The following is a 22,547-nucleotide window of genomic DNA, read 5'->3' as shown; positions in this document are numbered from 1 at the left end:
CCGGCGCGAACCGAGAACGTGGACGTCGTTGCGCTCGTTCCCGCCGCCGGGCGCGGGGAGCGGTTGGGTTACGGCATGCCCAAGGCACTGGTTCCGGTCCTGGGTGAGCCGCTGCTGCTGCGGGCTGTCCGTGGGCTGATCGGCTCGGGCTGTGTGCACCACGCCATCGTTGCCGCGCCGCCGGACGCGGTCGAGGAAGTCCGTGCCGCGGTCGCTCCCGCAGGCGGTGCGGTGCATGTGGTCCCCGGTGGCTCACAGCGTACGGAATCGGTCCGCTGCGCGCTGGCCGAGTCCGCGCGCGTGGTCCCGGACGCCGCCGTCGTCCTCGTGCACGATGCCGCCCGCGCGTTCACCCCGGCTTCCGTGATTCGCGAAGTGGTGTGCGCCGTGCGCGACGGTGCGGATGCCGTGGTGCCGGTGCTTCCGGTCGCCGACACGATCAAGCAGGTCGATGCCGATGACCGGGTGACGGTGACGGTGGACCGTGCCCGGCTGCGGAGCGTGCAGACACCGCAGGGTTTCACCCCGGAGGTGCTGCACGAGGCCTATGCGGCGGTGGGGGACGCGGCCACCGATGATGCCGGACTCGTGGAGCGCCTCGGCAGGACGGTGGCCACCGTGTCCGGTCACCCGCAGGCGCTGAAGATCACGACGGCGTTCGATCTGGCCATTGCCGAAGCGGTTCTGGCCGAGCCCTTCCCCGGACGTGACCGCCCATGAGCGGAATCGAGTTGCCTCGCGTGGGCCAAGGGGTGGACGTGCACCCGGTGCGTTCGGGACGCGACTGCTGGATGGCGGGTCTGTACTGGCCCGGCCTCGACGGGTGCGCCGGGCATTCGGACGGCGATGTGGCCGCGCACGCCTTGTGCGATGCCCTCCTGGCCGCGGCGGGCCTGGGTGATCTGGGCGGGCTCTTCGGTACCGGCGACGAGCGCTGGTCGGGGGCGCACGGCGTGGACTTCCTCGCGGAGGTGCGTGCGCGCGTCGTGGCGGCCGGGTTCCGGGTCGGCAATGCCTCGGTGCAGGTGATCGGTAACGCCCCTCGAATCGGTACTCGCCGTGACGAGGCGCAGCGGGTCCTGTCCGAGCCCCTCGGGGCGCCGGTGTCGGTGTCCGGCACGACCAGCGACGGGCTCGGGCTCACCGGCCGCGGTGAGGGGATCGCCGCGATCGCCACGGCACTGGTGGCGGCAGCGGACTGAGCCGCCGGACGGGGAGTCGTCAGACACCGAGTACCGTCACCGCGGTTTCCAGCCCGACGAAGTCCTTCGGGTTCCGGGTGATCAACGGAAGCTGATTCACTCCGGCGACGGCGGCGATCATCAGGTCCATTCGACGTGGTCTCGGGTCACGCCCGAGCTTGCGGACCAGGCCCGCCAGGGCTCCGTAGAGATGGGCGCAGTGCTCGTCGAACGGCAGGATGTCGAAGGTCGAACGTACTTGGACGTACCGCTCCTGGCGCCGGCTGTTCTCGACGACGTCGGGCGTATGCATCCCGTAAGCCAGCTCGGCCAGCGTGACCGACGAGATCGAGTGGGCGGCGGCGTGCTCGTTCACAGCCTCGGCGGGAAAGTCGATGACCACAGATGTGTCCAGCAGGGACGTCGAATAGTGGCTCATGAGTCGTCCCGGCTTTCCCGTTCCCGCTCGGCCTTTTTGTACGTCTCTCGTTCCCAGGGATCCGCGATGTCGTCATCATCGCCGAACCACGCGTCCATCTCGGCGATGTTGCGCTTCCAGGCTTCGGCGTCGACCGGTGTCCGGGCGAACATGTCGGCGATCTCGGCGGTGGGTACTGCGCGCCGCTTGGTGGAGGGACGGTGCGGCACCAGGTCCGCGACCGGTTCCCCGTTGCGGGTGACGATGAAGCTCTCGCCCGCCTCGACACGGCGAACGATCTCCGCGTTGTCGTTGCGGAGCTCTCGCTGTCCGATGGTCTGCATAGCACAACTGTAGCGCAAGTGGAGCACCTGTGGTATCGCTCGAACGAGAGTTTCCCGTTGGTGAGCTTCACCGCAGGGCCACGACGGAAAGATCCGATCCCCGTACTGTGGTGGACGTGACCGTGCGCGCCGTACTCTTCGACTTCTCCGGCACCCTTTTCCGACTCGAACAGGACGAATCCTGGCTCGACGACCTCACCGACGACTTCGGGTACGGGTGGGACCCGGAGGCCCAGGCCGAGCTGATGCGCCGGATGACCGCTCCGGTGGGGCAGGTCGCCGAGTTGCCCGCCGAGTACCAGGACGCCTGGGAGCGGCGCGATCTCGATCCCCGCCTGCACCGCAAGGTCTACCTCGAGGTCCTGCGTCGGTCCGGCGTCACCGAGCAGCAGGCCGAGAGCCTGTACGGGCGGTTGGTCGACCCGGACTGCTGGACGCCGTATCCCGACACCGTCGAGGTGCTGCGCCGCCTGCACGCGGCGGGCATCCGGATCGCGGTGATCAGCAACATCGCCTTCGACATCCGCCCGGCCTTCGAGCGCCTGGGGGTGGCCGAGCTGATCGACGAGGTCGTGATGTCCTACGTCGAAGGCGCGATCAAGCCCGATCCGAAGCTGTTCCTGCGGGCCTGCGAGCGGCTGGAGGTGGCCCCCGAGCAGGCCCTCATGGTCGGGGACAGCCGGGAAGCCGACGGCGGAGCCGCCGACGTCGGCTGCCGGGTCGGCATCGTCGACCCGACGCCGACGTCCGAACGTCCCGATGCGCTGCTGTCGGTGCTGGCCGATCACGACATCCGGGTGTGACACGCGGGACGGACCCGACGGTGCGTGCGCGCACACCCGTACCATCGCAGTGTGAGCCTGCACCTGTATGACACCGCGACCCGTACGACGCGTGAATTCCACCCGTCCCGCGACGGCGTGGCCTCGATCTACGTCTGTGGTGCCACCGTGCAGGGGCCGCCGCACGTCGGGCATGTGCGCAGCGGGCTGAACTTCGACGTGCTCCGGCGCTGGCTGCAGCACAGCGGCTACGACGTGCGCCTGATCCGCAACGTCACCGACATCGAGGACAAGATCCTCACCAAGGCCGCCGAGGCCGGGCGCCCCTGGTGGGAATGGGCCGCCACGTACGAGCGCGCCTTCGAGAGCGCCTATGACCGGCTCGGCTGCCTGCCGCCGTCGGCGACGCCGCGCGCCACCGGGCACATCACGCAGATGGTCGAGCTGATCACCCGGCTGATCGAGCGTGGGCACGCCTACGCCGCAGGCGGGGACGTGTACTTCTCGGTTGCCTCGTTCGCCCAGCAGTACGGCCGCCTGTCCGGGCAGCGCCCCGAGGAGGTGCAGCAGGGCGAAGGGGCGTTGGCGGGCAAGCGCGATCCGCGGGACTTCACGTTGTGGAAAGCGGCGAAGCCGGGCGAGCCGAGCTGGCCCACGCCGTGGGGAGAGGGCCGCCCGGGCTGGCACCTGGAGTGCTCGGCGATGGCCACCACGTACCTGGGTGGCGAGTTCGACATCCACGGGGGCGGGCTGGATCTGGTGTTCCCGCACCACGAGAACGAGCGTGCCCAGTCGGCTGCGGCCGGTGACGGCTTCGCCCGGTACTGGATGCACAACGCCTGGGTGACGGCCAGTGGCGAGAAGATGTCGAAGTCGCTGGGCAACACCCTGACGATCGAGTCGCTGCTGCAGCGGGTCCGTCCCGCCGAACTGCGCTACTACCTGGTCACGCCGCACTACCGATCCACGGTGGAGTTCTCCGATGCGGGGATGGACGAGGCGATCGCGACCTACCGGCGCATCGAGTCGTTCCTGCGGCGCGTGGTACAGCGCACCGGCCACGTCGGGTACGGGACGGTGCCCGGGGAGTTCGCCGCGGCGATGGACGACGACCTGTCCACACCCCAGGCGATCGCCGCCGTGCACACCATCGTCCGCGAGGGCAACACCGCGCTCGACGAGGGTGACGACGCGGCCGCTCGAGAAGCGGCGGCGTCGGTGCGGACGATGACCGATCTGTTCGGGCTGGACCCGCTGTCCGAGCAGTGGTCCGAGGAGACGGGGACCGGAGACGCTGCTCATCGGGCGTTGAAGCAGCTGGTGGACAACCTGCTGGAGCAGCGCCAGAAGGCGCGCGCCGAGCGGGACTTCGCCACCGCGGACCTGGTGCGGGACCGGCTGCTGGAAGCCGGCGTCGCCGTCGAGGACACTCCCGACGGCCCGATGTGGACATTGAAGGACGGATAGCACGTGGCGGGCAACGACAGGCGCCGTGGAGCGGTGCGCAAGCAGGGCACCAAGAAGGGCATGACCGTCGGTTCCGGCGGACAGCGGCGCAAGGGCCTGGAGGGCAAGGGGCCGACGCCGAAGGCGGAGAACCGTGTCGCGCACCCGGCCAAGCGCCGTGCGGATGCGCGCAAGCAGGCCGAGGAGCAGCGGCAGAAGCGGCGCAAGGCTGCCGAGAACGCCCCGGAGATGGTGGCCGGACGCAATCCTGTCTCCGAGTGCATTCGGGCGGGTGTGCCCGCCACCGGGATGTACGTGGCGCAGGGCATCGACGCCGACGAGCGCGTCACCGAGGCCGTCGAGCGGGCCACCGATCAGGGGATCTCCGTGGTGGAGGTACCGCGCTCCGAACTCGACCGGATGACCGGTGGCGCCTTGCACCAGGGGATGGCGCTGCAGGTGTCGCCGTACGACTACGCGCATCCGGAAGATGTGCTCACCAAGGCGCACAACTCCGGGATGGCACCGCTGCTGGTGGCACTCGACGGTGTGACGGACCCGCGCAATCTCGGCGCGGTGGTGCGCTCGGCAGCGGCCTTCGGTGCGCACGGGGTGCTGCTTCCCCAGCGCCGCAGCGCCGGGATGACGGCGGTCGCCTGGCGTACGAGTGCCGGTACCGCGGCCAGGATCCCGGTGGCCAGGGCCGCCAACCTGACTCGCACCTTGAGTGACCTGAAGTCGCGAGGACTGATGGTCGTCGGTCTGGATGCCGATTCCGATATCGACTCCGACGATCTCGAACTCGCCACCGAGCCTCTGGTGGTCGTGGTCGGCTCCGAGGGACGCGGCTTGTCCCGGCTGATTCGTCAGACCTGTGATCAGACGGTGTCCATCCCGATGGCCGGCGGGGTCGAGTCGCTGAACGCGTCGGTCGCCGCCGGCGTCGTGCTGTCCGAGGTGGCCCGCAGGCGCCGTCTGCGCTGATTCCGCGGGATCGCGCGGTGCTGTTGCGGGTATGTCGCGTAGGTTCAATCGATCGAGAGGGAGTCATGATTTTCATCACGGCGAAGTTCCGCGTGCGCCCCGAGTACGCCGACCGGTGGATCGAGATCGCCGACGATTTCACCCGGGCCACCCGCGACGAGCCGGGATGCCTGTGGTTCGACTGGTCCCGCAGTGTCACGGATCCGACGGAGTACGTGCTGGTCGAGGCGTTCCGCGATGAGGAGGCCGGGGCCGCGCACGTGCAGTCCGACCACTTCAAGGAGGCGCAGCAGACGCTGCCGCCGCACCTCGTTGAGACACCGCGGGTCGTCAACGCGAACGTCCCGCAGGACGGCTGGTCCGAGCTCGGTGAGATGGCGGTGCCCCAGCAGGGCTGATGCCTGTCGGTGAGTGGTTCGCCGGGCGGCGAACCACTCCCTCGGTGCCGCTTTCTCCCGTATGGCCGGTTCTGCAGACGGATACCCGTCTCGGGAACCCCGCGGAGCAGCCGGGCCGTACGACAGGCTCGCGGGCGTTCAGCGAACGCCGACCAGGACGTGGTCGTTGCCGGACTGCCATACGATACCGACCTCGGCGAACCCGGCCTTGCGCAGGAGTGCGCCGTGGTCGTCGGCGGAGAATCCGTTTTCGTCGCTGTGCCGGATCGCCCGCTGGGACCGTTCGTCCACCAGTGGTGCGAGAACCCGGTCGGCCGACACGGCCTTCCACCGGGTGAAGGCGGCGGCATTCCGCGAGCGCCGCACGACCGGGTCCTGACCGTCACGCGGCGGCAGGCGCCGGGGCCCTGCTGTCGAATCGCCGGAGGCGTGCCGATCCGATAGCGCGGCAGACGAGGTAGATGGCGAACGAGATCACCGTGACGAACGCGCTGACCGGTACTCCCGGTGCCAGTGACAGCACGATCCCGCCCAGAACGGCAGCCTCGGCGAAGATCACCGACAGCACTGTTGCCGTGACCGGGCTCGCCGTCACCCTGCTCGCTGCCGCCCCCGGGGTCACCATCAGCGCCATGACGAGCAAGGCGCCGACGACATGGACACCCAGTGCGGTGGCGATGCCGACCAGCAGGGAGAACACCGGGGCCAGGATGCGAGCGGGGACGCCGCGTGCCGCCGCGACATCCGGGTCGACGCTGGCGAACAGCAACGGCCGGTAGAGGAACGCCATCGCCACGAGCACCAGGGCAGCGCACACGGTCAGCAGTGTGACGTCCGCCGAGTCGACCCCGACGATCTGACCCACCAGCAGGCTGAACTTGTTCGCTGTGCGCTCCGGGTTCATCCACAGCAGCAGCGCGCCGATGCCGAGCCCGAACGACAGGACCGCGCCGATCACCGAGTCCCGCTCGGTGTCCCGCTGCCCGAGCAGGCCCAGCAGCAGTGCCGCCACGACCGCCCCGGCCAGGGCTCCCGCTTCGGCGCTGACGCCGAGCAGGAGTGCTGCGGCTGCCCCGGTGAACGCGAGCTCGGCCGTGCCGTGCACGGCGAAGGACATCTTGCGGGTGACCACAAGCGGTGTGAGTACGCCGGAAACGAGCCCGAGCGCCGCCGCGGCGAGCAGCGCCTGCTGGACGAACGGATAGCCGAGCAGGTCCGCCGTGACCCCGAAGTCGAGCATGTTGCTCAGCGCTTCGATCAGCCGGTTCATGCCTGCTCCCCCTCGTGGACGTGGTGCTCGTGCCCGCTGTCGAACTCGGTGCCTGCGACGACGAGTCGGCCTCCGACGCGGGCGACCTCGACGTCCGTGCCGTACAACTCGGACAGCGTCGCCGAGTTCATCACCTCATCGGGTGTTCCGATCCGGAATCGCCCGTCGACCAGGTAGAGGACCCGGTCGACGAGGGGCAGCACGGGGTTGATCTCGTGGGTGACGAACAACACGGCCGCCTGTGACTCCGCGGCCTGCTGGGCGATCAATCGGCTCACCCGGCGCTGGTGGGAGATGTCCAGCGACAGCAGGGGCTCGTCGCACAGCAGCACGTCGGGATCGCCGACCAGGGCCTGGGCGACACGAAGGCGTTGTTGCTCACCCCCGGAAAGAAGGCCGAGAGGTGTCTTCGCGTAGCCGGTGGCCCCGACGGCCCGGAGGGCCCGCTGGACCCTATGCCTGCGCTCGGAACGCTGCCGGAGCCCGATCCCCCAGTGGTGGCCGTCCAGGCCGAGGCCGACCAGATCGTTGCCCCGCAGGGTGAGGGTGGCTTCCAGGGCACGTTGTTGCGGGATGTAGCCGATCCTGCTGTTGCCGCGGTGCGTGGGTGCTCCTGCGATCTCGACCGTGCCCGCGCTCAGCGGTTGCAGTCCGAGAAGCACGCGTAGCAGGCTCGTCTTGCCCGATCCGTTCGGTCCGAGAATCGCGAGGAACTCGCCCGGATCGACATCGAGGTCCAGGCCGTCCCAGAGCGTGCGCGGGCCGTAGGAGAGACGTGCCCGGCGCAGCCGCACGGCCGGGGAGCGCTGTTGCCACGTCTCGGTGCGCGGTGCTGCGGAGGTGGGGTGCGTGGTCATGGCGGGTCAGTGGTCCTGTCGGTGTCGGCCCGGCGGCGGCTGCCGCCTCGTGGGTTGCTGTCGAGTGCGGTTTCCAGATCCGAGATCTGGGCTCGCATCCACTCGGAATACGTGCGATTCGCGGGCAGCATTCCGGTCATCGTGATCACCGGTATCCCGTTGCGCTGCGCCCGGGTGCGGAGCCATTCGGTCAGTGGGGAGGCGGTCTGCGGATTGTGGATCACCACGGAGGGCTGCCGTGCGTCCACGAGATCCTGAAGCCTGGCGATCGATGCCGCCGCGGGGGCATTGCCCGATTCGACGGCCTGCACGAAGGGCCGTGGCGTGATGTCGTTCAGCCCGGCTCGCTCGATGAGCAGGTCGGCCACCGGGGCGGTGGCGATGACTTTCTCGCCCCGGTGGTTCGCCGCGATCCGGGCGAGGCGTTCCTCCAGGTGGCGGAGCTCGGTGTTGAACTCGGCCGCCGCCTGGAGGAAGACGTGCCGCTTGTCCGGCTGGAGCCGAGTCAACTCGTCGGCGATCCGATCGGCGACGTCGCCGACGGTGGGCAGGTCGTACCAGACGTGCTCGTTGCCGGCGGAGTGGTGCCCGTGGTCGGGATGGTGGTGGTCTCCCCCGGAAGGGGGCTCACCCGGGTGCCGCTCGTGCTCGCCCGCGATCCGGAACGCTTCCACAACCGGCTGGTCCCCGCCGCCTGCGGACAGTATCTGGCGGATGAACGGATCGAATCCGCCACCGTTGAACACCACGAGGTCGGCATTGTCGACCTTCACGGCGTCGCGCGGGGTGCTCTCGTAGGAGTGCGGGTCGGCTTCGGCATTGTCGATGATGGCTTCGACATCGATGGAGTCACCGCCGACGGCCCGCGCGACGCTGCCCCACACGCTCGTGGAAGCGACCACCGTCGGCTTTCCCGTGGCGCTGCCGGACTCCGGCCTCTCGCCGATACCGCATGCGGTCACCACCAGGGCTGCCGCGAGGAGCCCGGCCGTGGCGACCGCGGTCCTGCCGCGGTGGAGACGCCGATGACGGTGAGCCCTCACGAGGCCTCCTCCCAGGCAGGATCGCATCGCTCGGAAGGGCGATCTCGATCGAGAATGGTAATCATTGTCGAGAGTAGTATACGCACCGCGCACACCGGATTGCACTCGACCGGGGGACTCGTCTCTCGGATGCGCGGATGCCTGTTCGCGCGGGCAAGCGTGGGATCCGTGACATTCGGGCTTCACCCCGGCCTACTGAACCGTTACGGTTCCTGCATGGTGCGGTCAATGAACGTGCGGCGGCCCGCGACCCTCGCTTCGCTCGCGGCGGAGTTGGGGGTTTCCCGGACGACCGTGTCGAATGCATACAACCGGCCGGATCAGCTCTCCCCCGAGCTGCGCAAGAGAGTGCTCGACACCGCTCGCAGACTCGGCTATCCGGGCCCGGACCCGGTGGCGCGGTCCTTGCGGACCCGCAAGGCGGGTGCCGTCGGCCTCCTGCTCACGGAGAACCTCTCCTACGCGTTCCGGGACCCCGCCGCGGTGGGATTCCTGGAAGGGCTCGCACTGGCGTGCGAGGACGCGGGCAGTGGTCTGTTGCTCATCCCGGCGAACCCCGAACGCGAGGACGTGGCCTCGGTGCACCGTGCGGGGGTCGACGGCTTCGTCGTCTACTCGGTCCCCGACGACGACCCCCACCTGGCTGCGGTGCTGGAGCGGCCGGTGCCCGCAGTGGTGTGCGACCAGCCGAGCATCGAAAACCTCGATCGCGTCGGCATCGACGACTCCCGGGCCATCAAGACCATGGCCGAGCACCTGATCGGGCTCGGGCATCGCAAGATCGGTGTGCTGTGCATGCGGCTGGCCCGGGCCCGCAACGACGGGCCTGCCTCGGTGCAGCGGCAGGAGAACGCGAGTTTCCACGTGCAGAAGAAGCGGTTGACCGCACTGGCCGAGGCTTTCGAGGCCATCGGGATCGATTGGGAACAGGTTCCCGTCGTCGAGCGCTTCGACCACACGATCGCCTCGGGTGAATCGGCCGCGGGCCAGCTCCTGGAGTCCAACCCCGAGATCACGGCGATCATGTGCACCTCGGACATTCTCGCGCTGGGCGCGTTGAACGAGACACGCAATCGTGGTCGCCGCGTTCCCGAGGACCTGTCGATCACCGGATTCGACGGCATCACCGAAGCCGAGCGGGTCGGGCTGACCACGGTGCGCCAGCCGATGCTGGAGAAGGGCCGCGCAGCCGGGAGGCTGCTGCTGGACGCCGGCGAGCCGGGGCGCCCACGTGAGGTCCGGTTGGATACGCAGCTGGTGACGGGGTCGACAGCGGCTTCCCCGCGCTCCGTGGAGGAGCGGTGGTTCGGGCCGTGATGCGGCTGCTCGGCTCTTCGGCTGCGAGGCGCAGCCGGAGGTTTCGCCACCGCACCGCTACGCGAGCCGGCTCGAAAGCACTCCTCAGTAGTTCCGCCAGGCACCGCGGGAGTACTCCAGGATCGTCGGGTGCATGAGGGTGGAAGCCTCCACTCCCGGGATTCGATCCCGGTCCGGCGGAAATACCGCCGCCGCCCGCAGCGTGGCCGGATCCAGCGAGCGCAGCGGGGGAGCGTCCGCGGGCAGCCGCAACGCGGGAGGAGACGCTCCCTTCCGGGCCAGCTGGAAGCCCCACTGCCCGAAACTGGGCACCGATACGGAATACGGCACCGTGGCCAGGCCCGCCCGGCGCATCGTCGCCTCGATGCACCAGAAGGCCTCCGGGGCGAAGTAGGGCGAACCCGACTGCACGATGAGGCGGGCCCCTTCGGCCATCACGTGGCCGACGAGGGCGTAGAACTCCGTCGAGTACAGCTTGGCCGTCGCGGTCGAGTCCGGATCGGGCATGTCGACCAGCACGACGTCGTAGCGCTGCTTGCTCTGCCGCAGCCAGCTGAACGCGTCCGCTGCGATCGTGTTCACCCGGGGATCGTCGAAGGCGTTCTCGTTCAGCGAGGTCAGCAGCGGGTTCGTGCGGGCCAGTTTCAGCACCGCCGGGTCCATCTCGACGAGAGTGACCTGCTCGACGTCGGGGTACCGCAGGACCTCGCGCAGGGCGAGCCCGTCGCCGCCGCCGAGAATCAGTACGCGGGAGTGCTCACCGGCCATCGCCGGATGCACCAGTGCCTCGTGGTAGCGGGGCTCGTCCACGGAACTGAACTGCAGGTCCCCGTTGAGGAACAGGCGGGTGTCCGCAGTGCCCGTCAGAGACATCGACCGCGTGAGCACGATCTCCTGATACTGGGTGCGCTGTGCATACACGACCGGATCGGCGTACAGCGCCTGCCGGGCGGTCACCTCGAACTCGTCGGCGAGTGCATAGGCGCCGCCCAAGGTCCCGCCCGCCAGCAGCGAGGCCACCACGAGCAGCAGCGTGATCCGCTTGGTCAGTTCGCGGCGGTAGACCGTGAGCACCAGGCCGAGCCCGGCGGCGGCGTTGAGCATGCCGACCAACAGCGCGCCCTGGATCTGGCCGAACAGCGGCAGCAGCAGGAACGGGAAGGCCAGCCCGCCGATCAGCGCCCCCACGTAGTCGGCGGCGAACAGGTCGGCGACCGCGGAGCCCGCTTCCTGCCGCCGGATCCGCTGCAGCAGCACCATCAGCAGCGGAATCTCGGCACCGATCAGCGTGCCCAGCACGAGCGCCGTGACGATCAGTGCGGGCATGTACAGACTCAGCCACGCGAACGCGGCGTAGAGCCCCAGGACGCTGAGTCCGCCCAGGAGTGCCAGGAGGATCTCGACGGCGGCGAACGCGGTGGCCGCCCACCGCTGGAGAGGTTTGGCGGCCAGCGCCCCGATCCCCATCGCGAACACCATCAGGGACAGCACGATCGAGGCCTGGCCCACGGTGTCACCGATCAGATAGCTGCCGAGGGCGACCAGGGCGAGTTCGTACACCAGTCCACAGGCGGCGCAGACGAACACCGCCACCAGGACCGTGGCCCGAGCCAACCGCCTGCGCGGTGCCGTGGAGCCCGCGCTGTCGCTGCCCGGCGGTGTGGCGGTGCTCGTTTCCTGCTCCGGGCCACGATGCTGCCCCGGCTCCTCGGTGCTGGTGGACATGGTGGGCAGTGTTCAGGTTGTGGGTGCGGGGACGGGAAGCGGGTCCTTTCGGCGGGCGGCGACCGTCACCAGATGGCAGCGGCGATGATCGTGGCGATCACCACGTGCGCGCCCGCCGACACCCAGGTTCCCGGGTGCACCTGCGGGGCGGACAGTTCATCGCCCAGCTTGCCGGGGGTGAACGCGTCGATGAGCAGGAACGACACGCTCATCAGGATGAGACCGAGCAGTCCGTAGGCGAGTGTGCCGATCAGGCCGGCGACCAGATCGTTGGAGCTCGCGGCGATCGCCGTGGTCAGGATGATGCCCACACCGGTCAGACCGGACACGAGCAGGAGTGCGGCATTCGGATTGCGATGTACCCAGATCAGCTCGCTGAGCTTTCCGGGTGTGGCGAGGTCGACCAGGATGTAGCCGAGGACCATCATTCCCACGCCGATCACGCCATAGGCGACTGCGGCGGACAGACCGATGAGCAATTGCAGGAACAAGGTGGGTGCCTTTCGGAGAGGTCGCGAGTCGGGCTGGACGGGTCAGTGCCGGCCGGGTGTGGGTGGTGCGCCCGGCTGTGGCGGTTGCCGAGGGGGCGGCCCCGGCGGGAAGCCCTGAGGTGGCGAGCTGCCGGGTGGGGGACCCGGTGGTGGCCCCGGGGGCCCGGCAGGCGTGGTCGGCACGGGTTTGCGGTGTGCACGCGCACGGAATCCCAGGACGGTGGCGGAGACGGTCAGCAGGCCGAGGAAGCCGAGCCAGAGCCAGGTCCCCAGGCCCCTCATACCACTGCTCGCAGGGGGGAGTGGCTGTGGCGGAGCATCGGAGCTTGCCCGAACCGGTTTCGGGTCGAGCGTGCCGTTCTCCGTCATCAGCAGCGGCAGGGCCAGAGCAGCATGCCCGGTGGTGGTGACCGGCTGGTCGATGAACGTCTCGGCGTCGATGCCCAGATCGGCGAAGCTGTTGTTGTCGAACGGCAGTTCGTAGGATTCGAAATTGTCGGAACCCGCCACTTCGAGCTCGACGCCGCTCCAGTCCTCGCTGGACTCGGAGGTGTAGGCGACGGTGACCCGTGCCTCGACCCACCGTGGGCACGTACTGGCCGGTGTGGTCGGACCCCGGCTGGATCCCCGGTCGAAGCTGGACGGCGGGTCCGACTCGGCTTCCTGGCCGGAGTCGGGATCGTAGCTTCCCGCGGCGTCCTTGCTGCCATCGGTGAGTTTCCAGCCGAAGCAGATCCCGTAGCGCTCCTCGGAGTCGGACAGGGCCTGGGAGAGTCTCCGGGAGTCCGCGGCGCTGAAGCGCGGTATCGGTTGCCCCGTGTAGGTGCGGTACTCGGAATAGCGGTCGCTTTCGTCGCCGTAGAACTGCGTGTCGCTTCCGAGCCCGAAGCCGTCGGTGGCCCCGAAGACGATCACGTAGAGCACGAACATGATGCCGATTGCCAGACCACAGCCGTGCCCGTTCTTCTGCTGGGCGGTCTTGCTCACTTGCCCGACCCCGGCCCTCGTCCGCGGAAATCCTCCCCGCGGGGGCTGCTCCAGCCCCAGAATCCGGCTACCACGCCGTGGTAGTGCCGGTAGGCCTCGTCGATCTCCATCACGTGGATCACCGACCCGTCCCGGCGTGGTTGGATGATCACGCCGTCGTCGGCGTAGCGCAGGTAGACGCCGGAGCCTTCGACGCGCTGGGCGATCGGATCCCAGGCGGAGGTGATCTCCCGGGAGACCACACTGGGTGCTTTCCGGCTCGTGTAGGCACGGTTGTCGTCGTCGCCGCGGATGTCCAGGTGTGCGGCGCGGGTGTAGTTCTTCGCCACGTAGCTGCGGGGACCGGTACCGGTCGAGAAGATCGACACCAGGGCGATGATCAGCGCAAGCGCGGCCGCCATGGCCGCGATGACGAACCAGAATCTGGGTTTCATCGAAGGTCGCTCCGACCCCTCTCGTCAAGCCGAAGCCGGGTAGATACGTACGTCGTAGCGGCTGAGTTCCTCGCCCTGACTGGCCTCCCAGTCGGCGTCGCCGTACGCCTCGAAGCCCAGCAGCGAACCGTCCTCGGCTTCGTAGTCGTGGTAGCGAACCATGCCCTGCGGCTGCAGTCCGGTGGTGGCCTCGCTGCGATAGTGGGCCGAGCCGGATTCCTCCGAGGTGTAGGTACGGCCGCGGAACTCGATCCTCGAGGCGCCGGGTCGGAGCTCGCCGGAGTCGCCGGGAGAGTCCTCCAGCGGCGACCACAGCGACAGGGACAACTCGGGGTCCTCTTCGACACCGAGCCAGACCTGGGTGCCCTTGGCATCGTCGAGGAGGTGTTCGGCCCAGGTCCACCCGCCCTCGGACAGTCGCAGGCTGCCGCGCACCGTGTAGGTCGTGCCGCGCAGTTCGACGATGTCACCGGCCTGGAGACTCCGCGGGTCCCCCCACAGCGAATCCTGGTCACCGGTGTGGAACGGGTCCACGGGTTCCTGCCCGGTCGGTTGCCGATGTTGCGACCGGTACCGCCGTACCAGACTGATCACAATGACAGCGGCCACGATCACCAGCAGCACGACGAGGATGATCGGTACTACGTTGCTCACGCCGTATGCCTCTCACCTGAGCTTGACGATCTCCGGTGAAGCGTATCGGTTACCGCGGCATCGCATGCGGGGAATGGGACACATCACGGTCAAATTCCCGTGACTCCGGCCACGACAACGACCCGTGGCCAGGCGGGGGCGCTCGCCGACGAAGCGCCCCCGCACCCGGCGGGAGAGCGGCCCGGGCAGGTGAAAGCGCTACTCCGACAGCAGCTGCGCGCAGCGGATCAAGCCGAGATGCGAGTACGCCTGCGGATGATTGCCGAGTGAGCGCTCGGCGATCGGGTCGTACTCCTCGGCCAGCAGCCCCGTCGGGCCGGTGTTGTCCACGAGCTGCTGGAACAGCTCCTCGGCCTCGGTGCGCCGGCCGGTCAGCAGGTACGCCTCGACCAGCCATGCCGCACACAGGTGGAAACCGCCCTCGGTGCCGGGCAAGCCGTCGTCGCGCCGATACCGGTACACGGTCGACCCGCTGCGCAATTCGGACTCGATCGCCGTGACGGTCGCCCGGAATCGCTCGTCGGAGGGGTCGATCAGCCCGGACAGTCCGACGTGCAGCGACGCGGCGTCCAGGTCCGATCCCTCGTAGGCGGTGGTGAACGCCTGCACGTCGGCATGCCAACCGTTCTTGATGACGTCCTGGGCGATCTCCTCCCGCAATGGTGCCCAGCTCGACTCGGGAGTGCGCTCGTACGTCTCGGCCAGCTGCAACGCACGGTCCAGCGTGACCCAGCACATCACCTTCGAGTACACGTGGTGGCGCGGTACGTCGCGCTCTTCCCAGATCCCGTGGTCGGGCTCGAACCAGCGCCGGGAAACCGCCTCGGCCATCCCCTTGACCAGTTCCCAATCCCCGTCGCGCAGGACGCCGGTGGCTTGCGACAGGTGCATCGCCAGCTCGACGACCGGGCCGAAGACGTCGAGCTGAACCTGCTGATCGGCGAGGTTGCCGACCCGCACCGGCCGGGAGCCGGCATAGCCGGGCAGGGTGTCGATGACGGCCTCCGGACCGAGGGAGGTACCGGCCAGCGAATACAGCGGGTGCAACCGTTCCGGCCCGGGCAGGTTCTCCATCACCTTGTGCAGCCAGTCCATGAAGGCCTCGGCCTCTGTGGTCGACCCCAGCGACACGAGAGCCCGTGCGCTCATCGCCCCGTCGCGCAACCAGCAGTAGCGGTAGTCCCAGTTGCGCACGCCGCCGATCTCCTCCGGCAGCGAGGTCGTTCCGGCGGCCATGATGCCGCCGGTGTCGGCGTTGCACAGCCCCCGCAGGGTCAGAGCCGAGCGTGCGACCAGATCGGGTGCCACCTCGGGCAGGGTCAGCGTTCCCAGCCATTCCGACCAGTACCTGTTCGCGTTCGAACGGCGCTGCGTCTCGGTCTCCTCGCGCGGCCCGATTTCCTCGGTACCGCACCGCAGTTCGAGCACCACCGGAGAATCCTCGGAAATCTCGACCACGGCACTCGCGGATTCGTGCATGCCGTCCGAGCTGATGTCCCACTGCACGCCGGGGGAGTACAGCACCATCGGCTCCGAGGTCCCCAGCACCCGCAACCCTCCGCGCTCGGGAGCCAGTCGCACCGCGACCTGCCCGAACTCCGGGCGCGGGACGAAGTCGATGTGGGCCCGGGTGCTGCCGGTGATGACCCGGGTGAGGTCGGTGCGGTGCGCCTCGATGTCGTGTTCCAGGTAATCCGTGATCAACAGCCGGGACCATCGCGTCTCGACCGTCATGGTGCCGGGCACGTAGCGCTGCCCGAGCGGCAGGACACTGCGGGACGTCCCGTTGCCGCTGTCGGGATACTCCGGACGGATGGAGAAGTGCCCGGCGCTGGTTCCCCCCAGCAGGTCGGCGAACACGGCGGCCGAGTCCGGGCCGGGATGACACATCCACGTCACCCGGGCATCGGGAGTGAGCAGCGCGATGGTGCGCTCGTTGGAGAGCATGGTCAGCCGCTCGATCGCCGGGGCCTGCTCCCCGTACAGCCAGGTGCGCCGTTCCTCCATGAGCAGCGCCAGTACCGTGGCGACCTCGGTCGTGTCCCGCACACGGTGTGCGGCGAGACTCTCGCCCTCGCCGACCTTGAGTCCCAGGTCCGGTCCCTGCAGCCGGGCGAAAGCCTTCTCGTCGGTGACGTCGTCACCGAGGAAGATCGCCGCGGTCGCCCCGACCTGGTGGCGCAGCGACTCCAGCGCATTGCCCTTGTCGGTTTCCACCACGCCCAGTTCGATGACGGACTTGCCCTCGGTGACCTCGACGCCTTCCCACGTGGCCGGGCCCGAGCGGATCGCGTCGAGCACTTGCTCGCTGACCTGCTGATCGGCGCGGCGGACGTGGATGGCGACGCTGGCCGGTTTGGCCTCCAGCGTGACGCCGGGGTGGTCCCGGGCGATCTCCTGCGCCGTGCGCTGCAGGCGAGTGCGCAGCTGTGTGGCTTCCGGTTCGAGTTCGTGGACGAATCCGACGTCGAGCTCCGAACCGTGGCTGCCCACCAGGTGCACCTCGGAGGGCAATCGGGACAGGGTGGCGAGGTCACGCAGGGCTCTGCCGGAGATCACCGCGGTGGTCGTGGCGGGCAGTGCTGCCAGGGCACGCATCGCATGTACCGATTCCGGCAGCGGCTTGGCCTGACTCGGGTCCGCCACGATCGGTGCGAGCGTCCCGTCGTAGTCACAGGCGACCAGCAGCCGAGGTGTGCGCGCAAGTTGGACGATCATGCGGCGAAGCTCGGCGGGGAGGGCTTCGACGGTCAACGCCATACTCCTGGAGAGGTCGTCGGGATGGTCTTGGCAATCGGCCTTGCGGGTCGTGTCGAGCCGGTCCACGTGGTGTCCGGAGACGTCGACCATAGGCCGATCGGTGCGTCGATGCAGATGTCGGGATTCGCGTCGTCGACGCTAGGCCACCAGAGAGGTACCCAGTGCCTCGAGGAAAGACCGCGCCCAGCGATCGACGTCGTGCGTGAGCACCTGCCTTCGCAATGCGCGCATCCTACGGCGCCCCTCCGCCTCGTCGAGGTCGAGGGCGGCGAGCAAGGAATCCTTCACCCCATCCAGGTTATGCGGATTGACCAGAAATGCACTCGTGAGCTCGGCAGCGGCTCCCGCGAATTCACTGAGGACGAGGGAACCGCCCAGGTCGTTGCGGCAGGCGACGTACTCCTTGGCCACCAGGTTCATTCCGTCGCGCACCGGGGTGACGACCATGACGTCGGCGGCGCAGTAGAAGGCGGCCAGGTCCTTGCGGTCCACCGACGTGTGCAAATAATGCACGGCCGGATGACCGACACGTCCGAACTCGCCGTTGATGCGGCCGACCTCCCGTTCGATCTCCTCGCGCATCTGCTTGTAGTGCTCGACACGTTCCCGGCTGGGTGTGGCGACCTGGATCATGGCCACGTCCTCCACCGTGATCTGCCCATCGGCCAGCAGTTCGTGTATGGCGTTGAGGCGGACGTCGATGCCCTTGGTGTAGTCGAGCCGGTCCACGCCGAGCATGATCCTGCGCGGATTGCCGAGTTCGGAGCGGATCGCCTTGGCACGCTGCTGCACCTCCTTGGTCCGGGCGAGCTGGTCGAGTTCGGCGGAGGCGATCGAGATCGGGAACGCACCGACCCGCACCGTGCGGTCGCCGACTCGCACCACGCCGGGACGGGACCGGACTCCGACCTGGGCACGGCTCGGTTCGAAGCCGGCCAGTCGCCGTGCCAGCCACAGGAAGTTCTGCGCACCTCCGGGCCGGTGGAACCCGACCAGGTCCGCGCCGAGCAGTCCCCGCACGATCTCGGTACGCCACGGCAACTGCATGAACAGCTCCACCGGCGGGAACGGGATGTGCAGGAAGAACCCGATGCGCAGGTCCGGCCGCAGCTCACGCAGCATCGCGGGGACGAGCTGCAACTGGTAGTCCTGCACCCACACGGTCGCGCCTTCGGCACTGACCTCGGCAGCGGCTTCGGCGAATCGCTGGTTCACCCGCCGGTAGTTCTCCCACCAGGAGCGGTCGAATACCGGCGGTGCGACGACGTCGTGGTACAGCGGCCACAGGGTCGCGTTGGCGAACCCCTCGTAGTACTGGCGGATATCGGTCGAGGACAGGTGCACCGGATGCAGGTGCAGATCCCCGTCGCTGAACGGGTCGACGTCGACGTCGGCGACGCCCGGCCAGCCGACCCAGGCCCCTTCACGGGCCCGCAGAAAAGGTTCCAGTGCCGTGACCAGTCCACCCGGGCTGTGCTTCCAGCGCTCGGTGCCATCCTCGAAGCGCTCCAAGTCCACAGGCAGCCGGTTGGCCACGACGACGAAGTCCGCACGTGCCTTACTCACCGGAGTGCCTCCTTGATCGGCCCGAACACTTGCTTACCCGCGGGCGAGGTTAGTCAATCGTGATCGCCTCCGCGTGGTTCGTGTGGTGCAACACAGTCGGGGCTCAGTCCAGGCGGCGGCGGGTGGGCCGCAACGGCCCGGACATGCGCGGCCTGGCCATGCGCCGCTCCAGGCGGCCGAGCCGGGTGCGGACGGGCTGCGTCAGGTATTCGCCGAGCACCACGCCGGCCCCCAGGGCCAGACCGGTGGCCGCGGCCAGCATGAGCGTGGACAGCCCGCCCGGATCACCTTGCACGGACAGCTGGTACAGGCCGCGGTAGGTGGCCAGACCGGGCAGCAGCGGCGCCACACCGGACACGGCGACCACCAGGGCGGGGATACGCAGGCGGCGGGCGATGATCCCGCCGAGAAACCCGACGACCGTGGTCGCCATCGCCGAGGCGAGGATGGTGTTGAGCCCGGCCAGGCTGGTGGCCACCGCGTACACCGAGGCCGTCATCGCCCCGCCCGCACCGGCGACGATCAGCGGCCTCGGTTGCGAATAGCCGGCCAGAGCGAAGCACGCGGCGGCGGAGGCACCGGCGATGGCCTGCACGGGGATGTACAGCACCGAGTAGCCGACTTCCGCGCTGCCGATGTCCTCCACCGCGATACCGCCTCCGATGCTGTCCGCCCCCAGGATCTGTGTGGTCGAGTACAGGGCGAGTACGACTCCGGCGATCAGTCCCGCGGAGGTCAGGGCGATTTCGGCGATGCGTCCCGCGGCCGTCACGTTGTAGCCGGTGATGGCGTCCTGCATGGAACCGACCACGGTCATTCCCGACAGCAGCACGATGATGCTGGCGGCCACGGCCAGGGCCGCATTGGGAAGCCACCCCGCGGCCACGCTGGTCAGTGCGATGCTCGTGGCGATCGCCCCGCCCACCGTCTGCTGGAAGAAGCCGGGCAGCGCACGCTGGTTGAGCAGGCGCCCGACCCGGTCGACCAGTGCCGTGGCTCCGGCCGCGACCAGCGGCAGCATCGGAGGTGCATTACCACCACCGAGCAGTACCGACAGGGAGGCGGCCATGCCCGCCCACGCGAGCGTGGCGACCCACCGTGGGAAGGGGTGCTGGGCAGCGGTGATCCGGTCCAGTTCGGCGTAGGCATCGGAAGCACTGATCGAGCTTTCCGTGATCCGACGGACCAGGGCCTCCACCTCCGCCAGGCGGGTGTAGTCGAGCGAACGATTGCGCACCACGCGCAGCGACGTGATCGGCAGGAACTCGGTTCCGCGATAGCAGGAGACGGTGATGGACGTGTAGATCACGTCCACCTCGCAGTGGGGGATACCGTAGGCGCCGGTGACCGCCGTGATCGTGGCGCTGACGTCGGAAGCGCCCGCGCCGCTGGCCATCTGGACTTCGCCGATGCGCAGGCCGAGGTCCATGACCAGGTGAACTGTTGACTCGTCGGGCAGTTCCGGACCATAGACGACGTTGCGAGTCCCGGCCGTTTCGGTGGAGTCGCGCCGCCGCAGCACACCACGGGCGCGCTGCGTGAATCCCACTGTTGTCCTACCCCCTTGTTTCGCGGTCCGCTTGGCGGGGCCGGATTCTTGGCTCTCTCCCGGGGCATCGGCATTCACATACGCACCGTTGCACCCATGCCCAGTGGCGTCCATCACCACTGCGGCCGTGCCGTGATGCGGAGCGGGCCGGAGTCGCTCCACGGGCCATCCTTGCAGGTGAGTGGGATAGCGAAGAATGCCGAAAGCGTTTCGGGAACGGCCGCCCGTTCGGGGCCGCTTGCCGGACTTCTCGAAAGGAGTGCCGAGGGCGGCGGCACCGATACCCCGGCTGCTTCACAGGGCGCGCGATCGAACGCTTACGATGTCCCCGTGCGCCGAGCAAGGCGCATGCCGCTGTAGCTCAGTTGGTAGAGCGCCCGCCTTGTAAGCGGAAGGTCAGGGGTTCGAGTCCCCTCAGCGGCTCCACGGGTGACCAGGGAAACCCCCGGCGAGCGACCCGCCAGGGATTTGTTCTGCAGCAACGGCTGTAGCAACCGGTTCGTTCAAGGTGGTTCTTCAGCTTGTCGAGGGCTTGCCGTTGTTCCTCCAGCGAGGCATGCGCGTAGATGCCATCGTCACGCGCGTATCCGAGTGCCCGATGATCCGAGTCACGATGTGCGGCGATGCTCCGATGTCGAGCAGCATGCTCACGCACGAGCGCCGGAGATCGTGGAAGCGGGTTTCCTGGTGACCGATCGCCTTCCGCAGGGCGTACCAACTACGCCGCAGGTTGTCCGGCTCGATCGGTGTCCCGATCGTGCTGGTGAACACGAGCCCGGATTCCATCCAAGCCGCGGCCTCTGCCTGTTCCCGCTGCTGTTGAGCCAGGTGGGTTACCAGAGCTCGAACACAAATACCCGGAAGAGGGACAGTGCACTCCGAGGTCCCGGTCTTGGTGGGGACGAACTGGAGTTCGCCCTTGACCCGCTGCAGGGTTTGGGTGAGATGAAACCCGCTGTGCGCAAGGTCCGGGGCATACCCCGCGCCATGCACGATCGCCGCCGTTTCTAGCAGGTCCGCATCGCTGCCTGACACAGCGCTGAGACTGCGTGCCTGACGAGCAACACCCTGCACGTGTGCCCCCCGACGCCCTCTGTGGTGTCCGCATCAGCCCTTCGCTCATTGAGATTTTTACCGGGTCAGGCATGTGAGGACACCGCAGGCCCAGCTCACACTCCGGTTGCCTTCCAGCTGCGCCATGCGCGGTTGGGTTAGTGAAACCTCGACGCGGCAAGTGTGCGGGTCAATTCGCGGAAGGTGCGTTCACCGGGGCCGGTGAAGTCGCGAACCGGTAAGAACCCAGCCCGATGGCACAAGGCCAAGGATCGCGCGTTGAACACTGCGACGGCGCAGCGCAGCGTCGGCGTAACCTGGCTCGCACTGACCTGCGCCACGATGAAGCTGAGCAGCTCGGTGCCAATCCCGAGGCTGGTCAGGTCGGGGCGAACGCCGAGCCCCACGTCGAGAGTGTCGGCTGCTGGTTCTTGCCCACGTACGCGCGCCTCCACGCCGAACACGGCAAATGCGACGAGCGCCCCGTGCTGGTCGACGGCCGGGTAGTAGCCCTCCCCTGCGGCGGTGCGCGTCAGAAACAGCTCGGGATGGTCAGGATTCCCGTTGTAGAGATCGAACGGAGGCGCGTACGACCACGCCGCAACCTCGCGTGCTTCGGCCTTGAAGAAGGTTCTGCTCAGCAACGCCACCGTTGGCTGATCTCCTGACCCTGTCACGGGCACCTGCCTACCACGAACCTGTTTGCTCAACAATTCTCTGTCGCCACGTGGTCAGTCAGTGCACTGCACAAGGAAGTCCACATTGGGTGAAGCCGTCATTTGGGGCGTATCGCGCCGGGTGTGCGAAGTTGAGGACGTGACGAAGGTGGGCCCGTTAGAGTCCTCGCGGCGTGATCCGCACTGAGCTGGAGTCCGTGATGGTCGAACTGGCCGAGAAACCCCGGGTCTACGACCCGGATGAGACCGACGTGCTGCCTGCGCAGCTGTACCTCGCCTGCCGCCCGGACGAGGCGAGCGGCGGGCTGATGCTGGAGACCAGGGAGTTGTCCGGACAATTGGTGGTGCTGGGGTATTCGACGTTGGACACGTTCCTCGCCGGATGTGGAGCGGACCAGCCGTGGACCCTGCTTCCCACCACCAAGGTTCGCGAGATCGCCTGCGTCCGAGAGGGCTCGGCGATGGCACCACCGACTTTCCGGTTCAGCGTGGCGGTCGATGCACCGGTACCACCTGAGATGAATGATTCCGTGAAGCTGGTGTTAGTGGTCGTAGGCGATTAGTGATCGTTTGCGGGGTGTGTCGGTGGCCCAGTTGTGCCAGATGCCGGC

General features: G+C 68.3%; 24 protein-coding genes and 1 tRNA gene. 9 read left to right on the top strand and 16 right to left on the bottom strand.

Annotated elements, in window-relative coordinates; genetic code table 11:
* Positions 1-18: 18 nt before the first annotated feature.
* Entirely contained in the window at positions 19-720 is a 702-nt protein-coding gene (gene ispD / locus DFQ14_RS16775) for a 2-C-methyl-D-erythritol 4-phosphate cytidylyltransferase (protein ID WP_114454260.1), read from the top strand.
* The gene (gene ispF, locus DFQ14_RS16770; RefSeq protein ID WP_114454259.1) at positions 717-1,202 is read left to right on the top strand and encodes a 2-C-methyl-D-erythritol 2,4-cyclodiphosphate synthase; all 486 of its coding nucleotides are present in this window, start codon (positions 717-719) and stop codon (positions 1,200-1,202) included. Before ispD ends, ispF begins: the two co-directional genes overlap by 4 nt.
* Before the next feature lie 19 nt (positions 1,203-1,221).
* On the opposite strand, the gene DFQ14_RS16765 is transcribed toward ispF, so the two are convergent.
* The gene (locus tag DFQ14_RS16765) at positions 1,222-1,620 is read right to left on the bottom strand and encodes a type II toxin-antitoxin system VapC family toxin (protein ID WP_114454258.1); all 399 of its coding nucleotides are present in this window, start codon (positions 1,618-1,620) and stop codon (positions 1,222-1,224) included.
* Positions 1,617-1,943, bottom strand: a complete 327-nt coding sequence (locus tag DFQ14_RS16760; protein WP_114454257.1) for a type II toxin-antitoxin system Phd/YefM family antitoxin — start codon at positions 1,941-1,943, stop codon at positions 1,617-1,619. The genes DFQ14_RS16765 and DFQ14_RS16760 overlap by 4 nt, the downstream gene beginning before the upstream one ends.
* A gap of 116 nt (positions 1,944-2,059) precedes the next feature.
* Here DFQ14_RS16760 and DFQ14_RS16755 point away from each other — a divergent pair, with 116 nt between their 5' ends.
* The 4 genes from DFQ14_RS16755 (at position 2,060) to DFQ14_RS16740 (ending at position 5,553) form a co-directional block, all read left to right on the top strand.
* Positions 2,060-2,746: an HAD family hydrolase gene (locus tag DFQ14_RS16755; protein WP_114454370.1), complete on the top strand. Its 687-nt coding sequence runs from the start codon at positions 2,060-2,062 to the stop codon at positions 2,744-2,746.
* Positions 2,747-2,797: 51 nt separating this feature from the next.
* Positions 2,798-4,192, top strand: coding sequence for a cysteine--tRNA ligase (cysS, locus tag DFQ14_RS16750; RefSeq protein ID WP_114454256.1), 1,395 nt, complete (start codon positions 2,798-2,800; stop codon positions 4,190-4,192).
* A gap of 3 nt (positions 4,193-4,195) precedes the next feature.
* On the top strand, positions 4,196-5,155 hold the full coding sequence (gene rlmB, locus DFQ14_RS16745) for a 23S rRNA (guanosine(2251)-2'-O)-methyltransferase RlmB (protein ID WP_114454255.1): 960 nt from the start codon (positions 4,196-4,198) through the stop codon (positions 5,153-5,155).
* 65 nt (positions 5,156-5,220) lie between these two features.
* Positions 5,221-5,553: a putative quinol monooxygenase gene (locus tag DFQ14_RS16740; protein ID WP_114454254.1), complete on the top strand. Its 333-nt coding sequence runs from the start codon at positions 5,221-5,223 to the stop codon at positions 5,551-5,553.
* Positions 5,554-5,691: 138 nt separating this feature from the next.
* Here DFQ14_RS16740 and DFQ14_RS16735 read toward each other — a convergent pair whose 3' ends face one another.
* Genes DFQ14_RS16735 through DFQ14_RS16720 form a run of 4 tightly spaced genes read right to left on the bottom strand, consistent with a single transcriptional unit; the run spans position 5,692 to position 8,723 of the window.
* The gene (locus DFQ14_RS16735) at positions 5,692-5,919 is read right to left on the bottom strand and encodes a hypothetical protein (RefSeq protein WP_114454253.1); all 228 of its coding nucleotides are present in this window, start codon (positions 5,917-5,919) and stop codon (positions 5,692-5,694) included.
* Between the two features lie 16 nt (positions 5,920-5,935).
* Complete coding sequence (locus DFQ14_RS16730) at positions 5,936-6,823, bottom strand: metal ABC transporter permease (protein ID WP_114454252.1); 888 nt, start codon at positions 6,821-6,823, stop codon at positions 5,936-5,938.
* Positions 6,820-7,680 (bottom strand): metal ABC transporter ATP-binding protein, encoded by an 861-nt coding sequence (locus DFQ14_RS16725; protein ID WP_114454251.1) that lies wholly within the window; start codon positions 7,678-7,680, stop codon positions 6,820-6,822. The genes DFQ14_RS16730 and DFQ14_RS16725 overlap by 4 nt, the downstream gene beginning before the upstream one ends.
* Entirely contained in the window at positions 7,677-8,723 is a 1,047-nt protein-coding gene (locus DFQ14_RS16720) for a metal ABC transporter solute-binding protein, Zn/Mn family (RefSeq protein WP_246195855.1), read from the bottom strand. The genes DFQ14_RS16725 and DFQ14_RS16720 overlap by 4 nt, the downstream gene beginning before the upstream one ends.
* Before the next feature lie 216 nt (positions 8,724-8,939).
* Between DFQ14_RS16720 and DFQ14_RS16715 the strand changes: the two genes are divergently transcribed.
* Complete coding sequence (locus DFQ14_RS16715; RefSeq protein ID WP_114454249.1) at positions 8,940-10,040, top strand: LacI family DNA-binding transcriptional regulator; 1,101 nt, start codon at positions 8,940-8,942, stop codon at positions 10,038-10,040.
* 84 nt (positions 10,041-10,124) lie between these two features.
* Here the strand turns inward: DFQ14_RS16715 and DFQ14_RS16710 are convergent, their stop codons facing one another.
* The 8 genes from DFQ14_RS16710 to DFQ14_RS16675 all read right to left on the bottom strand — a co-directional run bounded on the left by DFQ14_RS16710 (position 10,125) and on the right by DFQ14_RS16675 (position 20,206).
* Positions 10,125-11,765: a polyamine aminopropyltransferase gene (locus DFQ14_RS16710; RefSeq protein WP_114454248.1), complete on the bottom strand. Its 1,641-nt coding sequence runs from the start codon at positions 11,763-11,765 to the stop codon at positions 10,125-10,127.
* Positions 11,766-11,830: 65 nt separating this feature from the next.
* Positions 11,831-12,256, bottom strand: coding sequence for a DUF350 domain-containing protein (locus DFQ14_RS16705; RefSeq protein ID WP_114454247.1), 426 nt, complete (start codon positions 12,254-12,256; stop codon positions 11,831-11,833).
* Between the two features lie 42 nt (positions 12,257-12,298).
* Entirely contained in the window at positions 12,299-13,243 is a 945-nt protein-coding gene (locus tag DFQ14_RS16700) for a hypothetical protein (RefSeq protein ID WP_114454246.1), read from the bottom strand.
* A complete protein-coding gene (locus DFQ14_RS16695; RefSeq protein ID WP_114454245.1) occupies positions 13,240-13,677 on the bottom strand; it encodes a DUF4247 domain-containing protein in 438 nt (145 codons plus the stop codon). The genes DFQ14_RS16700 and DFQ14_RS16695 overlap by 4 nt, the downstream gene beginning before the upstream one ends.
* 24 nt (positions 13,678-13,701) lie before the next feature.
* Positions 13,702-14,331 carry a DUF4178 domain-containing protein gene (locus tag DFQ14_RS16690; protein ID WP_114454244.1) on the bottom strand — a complete coding sequence of 210 codons (630 nt, stop codon included), beginning with the start codon at positions 14,329-14,331 and terminating at the stop codon, positions 13,702-13,704.
* Between the two features lie 198 nt (positions 14,332-14,529).
* Positions 14,530-17,091 (bottom strand): trehalose-phosphatase, encoded by a 2,562-nt coding sequence (gene otsB / locus DFQ14_RS16685; protein ID WP_179951605.1) that lies wholly within the window; start codon positions 17,089-17,091, stop codon positions 14,530-14,532.
* Positions 17,092-17,229: 138 nt separating this feature from the next.
* Complete coding sequence (locus tag DFQ14_RS16680) at positions 17,230-18,657, bottom strand: alpha,alpha-trehalose-phosphate synthase (UDP-forming) (protein WP_114454243.1); 1,428 nt, start codon at positions 18,655-18,657, stop codon at positions 17,230-17,232.
* Positions 18,658-18,760: 103 nt separating this feature from the next.
* A complete protein-coding gene (locus tag DFQ14_RS16675; protein WP_246195856.1) occupies positions 18,761-20,206 on the bottom strand; it encodes a threonine/serine exporter family protein in 1,446 nt (481 codons plus the stop codon).
* A 350-nt stretch (positions 20,207-20,556) separates the two neighbouring features.
* On the opposite strand from DFQ14_RS16675, the gene DFQ14_RS16670 reads away from it, so the two are divergent.
* Positions 20,557-20,632: transfer RNA gene (locus tag DFQ14_RS16670), tRNA-Thr, on the top strand.
* 90 nt (positions 20,633-20,722) lie between these two features.
* On the opposite strand, the gene DFQ14_RS16665 is transcribed toward DFQ14_RS16670, so the two are convergent.
* Together DFQ14_RS16665 and DFQ14_RS16660 are read right to left on the bottom strand one after the other, a co-directional pair.
* Positions 20,723-21,241 (bottom strand): tyrosine-type recombinase/integrase, encoded by a 519-nt coding sequence (locus DFQ14_RS16665; protein WP_158546714.1) that lies wholly within the window; start codon positions 21,239-21,241, stop codon positions 20,723-20,725.
* 176 nt (positions 21,242-21,417) lie between these two features.
* Positions 21,418-21,909, bottom strand: coding sequence for a GNAT family N-acetyltransferase (locus DFQ14_RS16660; protein ID WP_158546713.1), 492 nt, complete (start codon positions 21,907-21,909; stop codon positions 21,418-21,420).
* Between the two features lie 200 nt (positions 21,910-22,109).
* Here DFQ14_RS16660 and DFQ14_RS16655 point away from each other — a divergent pair, with 200 nt between their 5' ends.
* On the top strand, positions 22,110-22,499 hold the full coding sequence (locus tag DFQ14_RS16655; RefSeq protein ID WP_114454240.1) for an SAV_915 family protein: 390 nt from the start codon (positions 22,110-22,112) through the stop codon (positions 22,497-22,499).
* The last annotated feature ends 48 nt before the right edge of the window (positions 22,500-22,547 follow it).

The organism is Halopolyspora algeriensis, from assembly GCF_003337235.1.
GTDB classification, from domain to species: Bacteria; Actinomycetota; Actinomycetes; order Mycobacteriales; family Pseudonocardiaceae; genus Haloactinomyces; species Haloactinomyces algeriensis.
The sequence above is the reverse complement of the archived record's forward strand: the minus strand, read 5'-3'. Positions and strand labels throughout refer to the sequence as shown.

Excerpts from the sequence above, each read along its gene's own strand:
- DFQ14_RS16695 (WP_114454245.1), bottom strand. The coding sequence starts at position 13,677 with ATGAAACCCAGATTCTGGTTCGTCATCGCGGCCATGGCGGCCGCGCTT.
- DFQ14_RS16730 (WP_114454252.1), bottom strand. The coding sequence starts at position 6,823 with ATGAACCGGCTGATCGAAGCGCTGAGCAACATGCTCGACTTCGGGGTC.
- otsB (WP_179951605.1), bottom strand. The coding sequence starts at position 17,091 with ATGGCGTTGACCGTCGAAGCCCTCCCCGCCGAGCTTCGCCGCATGATC.
- DFQ14_RS16710 (WP_114454248.1), bottom strand. The coding sequence starts at position 11,765 with ATGTCCACCAGCACCGAGGAGCCGGGGCAGCATCGTGGCCCGGAGCAG.
- DFQ14_RS16740 (WP_114454254.1), top strand. The coding sequence starts at position 5,221 with ATGATTTTCATCACGGCGAAGTTCCGCGTGCGCCCCGAGTACGCCGAC.
- DFQ14_RS16725 (WP_114454251.1), bottom strand. The coding sequence starts at position 7,680 with ATGACCACGCACCCCACCTCCGCAGCACCGCGCACCGAGACGTGGCAA.
- ispF (WP_114454259.1), top strand. The coding sequence starts at position 717 with ATGAGCGGAATCGAGTTGCCTCGCGTGGGCCAAGGGGTGGACGTGCAC.
- DFQ14_RS16765 (WP_114454258.1), bottom strand. The coding sequence starts at position 1,620 with ATGAGCCACTATTCGACGTCCCTGCTGGACACATCTGTGGTCATCGAC.
- DFQ14_RS16760 (WP_114454257.1), bottom strand. The coding sequence starts at position 1,943 with ATGCAGACCATCGGACAGCGAGAGCTCCGCAACGACAACGCGGAGATC.
- DFQ14_RS16715 (WP_114454249.1), top strand. The coding sequence starts at position 8,940 with ATGGTGCGGTCAATGAACGTGCGGCGGCCCGCGACCCTCGCTTCGCTC.